Source organism: Aquiflexum sp. (assembly GCF_041749095.1).
Classification (GTDB): domain Bacteria; phylum Bacteroidota; class Bacteroidia; order Cytophagales; family Cyclobacteriaceae; genus Aquiflexum.
Map to the genome: position 1 here is coordinate 1 of NZ_JBGTCA010000179.1, position 3,605 is coordinate 3,605.

Here is a 3,605-nt window from a genome sequence, read left to right on the forward strand (position 1 = left end):
TTTTAGACTTAACAAGTATATTTCCAATTCCGGGATTTGTTCACGAAGAGAGGCTGACCAGTTGATCAAGAAAGGTGAAATAATGGTCAATGGTGAGGTCATCACAGAACTTGGCCATAAGGTCCTTAGAACAGATAAGATCATCTACAAAGGGAAAACAATCAATCCGGAAAAACCTGTCTATATATTGATGAACAAGCCAAAGGATTTTATTACTACCACTGATGATCCGATGGAAAGAAAAACGGTGATGCATCTTTTGGAAAATGCCTGTAAGGAAAGGGTTTTTCCGGTGGGAAGGTTGGACAGGAATACTACAGGTTTACTACTGTTTACCAATGATGGTGAATTGGCTGCAAAGCTTTCACATCCTTCCAATAACATCAAGAAAATCTACCAAGTGACTTTGGACAAATCCATCACCCACAATCATGAAAAAGATATATCCGAGGGATTGACTTTGGAAGATGGCCCTGTCAAAGTGGATGACCTACAGGTCCTCTCCAAAGACAGGACGATTTTAGGTCTTGAGATCCATGTCGGTAAAAACAGAATTGTGAGAAGGATTTTCGCCCATTTGGGTTATGAAGTCGTCGGCTTGGACAGGGTGATGTATGCCGGTCTGGACAAAAAAGATCTTCCAAGGGGGAAATTCAGATTCCTGGCCGAAAAAGAGGTAGTCAGATTGAAGTACTTTTTATAAATCAATCCTGTATAAATTGCAAAAGGCCACGATTCCCATCGTGGCCTTTCATATTTGTTGGTGGTTTAGTTTATCTGGCTGTCAGCACATTTTTGAAGCCATCGCTTGTTTTTACAAAAAACTCCAGTCTTGAAGTCGGGCTTACCCCTTGAATTTTATAGAGCTTATGAAAACCGCTTACATTTTCAAATTTTTCTTCATAGATCAATCGGTCATTTTCATAGACCTCTACAATCATATCTGAAGCCATTATTGAATTTACAAGCAGTTTGAATTTATTGAATTCAATTTTGTCCAATTTTGAATAGACAATTGGCGAAACCTCTGTCTTGCGCATGTCCATTTCGATTTTATCCATCAATTCATTGTCTGAATAAAGTTCTACAGTGTAAACTCCTGCAGCAAGCTGGAAAAAGTCGTAATATTTGGCAAATGCATTTTTGGATACAGTTCTATCTTTCTGTACCAGAAAATGATTCTCATCATAGACTTTAACCAATACTGTACTTTCTTCATTGAGACCGTAGAATAACCGGACTTTGTTTTGATCCACTTTATTAAGGGATACCGCTTTTTTCTCAAGTTCCTGTGAACCTGACGTGTTTGCCATGGCGCTTACTGAAACGCCAATTGCAAAGATGAATGCAATGATTGATTTTTTCATGGTAATAATAGTTAATAGGTTAAGAAATTTTATTTTGAAGTACCTCTTAGGGATTTTCCCTATTTCAAAGAATGTGAGGCCGGTTACCTTGGGAAGAATAGAGTCATGTTGGTGATGAACTCTGATACAAACCTATATTAAAAAATCTTACGTTGCAAATATTTTAATAAATATTATGTTTAATTAGATATTTAGCAATAAATTAAAATATATTTTACGGATTCAATAATTAGATAAAATTTTCTCGGAATCGATAGCATGAGATTAAGAAATCCCAAAAAGCTTTAATAAACAATATATAATTCTGAAAATTAAGTTTATGTTAAGTAAGAAAAAAATATTACCAATACCTTTTCAAATTATAAAAAATAAAAGCATGGAAACCTTCCATGCTTAAAGAATAAGGTAGATTTATAAAATATAACCCATATATCTATATATGGTATCCAATATTTCTTATATTTCAGTGATTAGTGGATACTTTTCCCGGCATCAGCGACAGTTTTGGAATCAAAATCCCCCTGCAGCTCAATGATCATAAAATCCCCCGAATTGTCACTGATCAAAACTACGATATCACTGATTCTTCTATCCCCTTTGGTATATACCAAGACACCGTTCTTCTTTTCACTTATCTCCATCATCAGGTCAAATTTCTCTCTTTGCAAAGATTTTTGAAGGGAGCTGAATTCTGATTTTGCCGTTTGGGCATTGACCGGCAATTTGAACATTTTCAATCTTTCCATGGAGTTGGCCAAAGCCTGCGTCTTCCCTTCATCCAATTTGATATTCATTCCTTTGGCAAAGTTCATAAAGCTTCCTCCAATGTCGAGATGGAAGAAATCCTCATTACTTTTATACTTCTGATAAAGTCCATCCACACTTTTGCTCTGTGAAAATGCTGCGAAAGAAATCCCTAGAAAAAGGGTAGCTAAAATTAATTTTTTCATGTTGTTTAGGTTTAGAATTCTTAATAGTTTGATTTTCGTTCGTATGTATGCTCGCATTGATGCCAGTAAAATGGCAATTCGATATAATTCTTGACAATAGAATTAAATGTCCGGTATTTCGGTCTTCGGTCTTCCGACTTCCGTCCCATTTGTAAAAGAATCTTGGGTTACCGGCAAAAAGGCGTATAGAAACATTGCTTGTTTGTTATTTCTTTTTATTTCCACTTTGGTACTCTTTCATACCGGGCATATTGGTTTTGTCTGCCAGAATATTCAGGTCCTGATATGTGAAGTTGCCCAGCATACTCAGCAGGGTAAAACTATCTTCAGAACCTGTAATCATCAAAAGCTCCCTAACCTTACCGTTTTCTTCTCTAACCATGAATTTTACATTGGAACCCTTATCTGCCACATCCATCAGGTCCTCATATTTGTTTCTGGTCAAAGTGCCCATAGCCTCTTTGTAAAGGTTTTGACCATTTACTTTATCTGCACTCAAAATCCTGATTCCCCTGACTTTTGAAATCAGGTCTCCCAATTCCTCGGCATCTTTATCGGAACCTTCTCCCGCAGATTTGAGGAATCCCCCTGCCATCTGCATCATTTTTGGACTGATATAGACCCGGGAGAAATTGTCATCTTCCATATACTTGGAAAAAAACTTAACGATGGCATCATCCTGTGCCTGAACACTGCTAACTATAAAGCAAAATAGAATGGCTGTGATATATCTTTTCATAGTGTTTATTTTTTCGTGTTCAATTCAAACAATTCCTCGGTCGTATTCAAATGCCTGAAATCCTCCATGGCCTCCATGCTGTTCAGACCCTTATGCATATTGGTTTGGATCAAAGCAAATGCCTGCATCACCTGATGATAGGCTTCCTGTCCTTTTTGTTTTTCCTGAAATTGAAATACAGCGATTCCTGCTATCAAAAACACCAATAAAGTGGCTGCGATTTTTACCCAAAAAGAATAAATATTCCTGCTAGGTTTTGGCAACGCTGTTATATAGGATTCGACCTCTGAGATTTTTTTCAAACCTAAAAAGAACTGCTTCTCTGTTTCAAATCCTTCGGCTTTTTGAAGCAAATCTCTTAGCTCTTTTTCCTCTTCAAGACTGGAATGCCCTTCAAAATACTTTTCAAGCAATATGTCTATTCTATCTTTCATGTTTTATCCCCATTAAATATTCACGGAGTGATTTTCTTGCCCTGTGTAAATTAACCTTCACCTGTTCAATGGAAATCTCCAAATATTCAGCAATCTCTTCATAGGTCAATCCCTC

The 3,605-nt window shown here is 36.7% G+C and carries 6 protein-coding genes; 1 reads left to right on the plus strand and 5 read right to left on the minus strand.

Going from position 1 to position 3,605, the window contains the following annotated elements:
- The coding region (locus tag ACEW8O_RS08870) for a pseudouridine synthase (RefSeq protein ID WP_373494267.1) at positions 1–703 on the plus strand (703 nt) is incomplete at its 5' end.
- Between the two features lie 70 nt (positions 704–773).
- On the opposite strand, the gene ACEW8O_RS08875 is transcribed toward ACEW8O_RS08870, so the two are convergent.
- The 5 genes from ACEW8O_RS08875 to ACEW8O_RS08895 form a co-directional block, all read right to left on the minus strand.
- Complete coding sequence (locus tag ACEW8O_RS08875) at positions 774–1,367, minus strand: hypothetical protein (RefSeq protein ID WP_373494268.1); 594 nt, start codon at positions 1,365–1,367, stop codon at positions 774–776.
- A 470-nt stretch (positions 1,368–1,837) separates the two neighbouring features.
- Complete coding sequence (locus tag ACEW8O_RS08880) at positions 1,838–2,317, minus strand: DUF4252 domain-containing protein (protein WP_373494269.1); 480 nt, start codon at positions 2,315–2,317, stop codon at positions 1,838–1,840.
- 205 nt (positions 2,318–2,522) lie between these two features.
- Positions 2,523–3,056 (minus strand): DUF4252 domain-containing protein, encoded by a 534-nt coding sequence (locus ACEW8O_RS08885; protein WP_373494270.1) that lies wholly within the window; start codon positions 3,054–3,056, stop codon positions 2,523–2,525.
- Between the two features lie 5 nt (positions 3,057–3,061).
- A complete protein-coding gene (locus ACEW8O_RS08890; RefSeq protein ID WP_373494271.1) occupies positions 3,062–3,490 on the minus strand; it encodes a hypothetical protein in 429 nt (142 codons plus the stop codon).
- Positions 3,480–3,599: an RNA polymerase sigma factor gene (locus ACEW8O_RS08895; RefSeq protein ID WP_373494272.1), complete on the minus strand. Its 120-nt coding sequence runs from the start codon at positions 3,597–3,599 to the stop codon at positions 3,480–3,482. The genes ACEW8O_RS08890 and ACEW8O_RS08895 overlap by 11 nt, the downstream gene beginning before the upstream one ends.
- Between the last annotated feature and the right edge of the window lie 6 nt (positions 3,600–3,605).

Excerpts from the sequence above, each read along its gene's own strand:
- ACEW8O_RS08875 (WP_373494268.1), bottom strand. The coding sequence starts at position 1,367 with ATGAAAAAATCAATCATTGCATTCATCTTTGCAATTGGCGTTTCAGTA.
- ACEW8O_RS08880 (WP_373494269.1), bottom strand. The coding sequence starts at position 2,317 with ATGAAAAAATTAATTTTAGCTACCCTTTTTCTAGGGATTTCTTTCGCA.
- ACEW8O_RS08885 (WP_373494270.1), bottom strand. The coding sequence starts at position 3,056 with ATGAAAAGATATATCACAGCCATTCTATTTTGCTTTATAGTTAGCAGT.
- ACEW8O_RS08890 (WP_373494271.1), bottom strand. The coding sequence starts at position 3,490 with ATGAAAGATAGAATAGACATATTGCTTGAAAAGTATTTTGAAGGGCAT.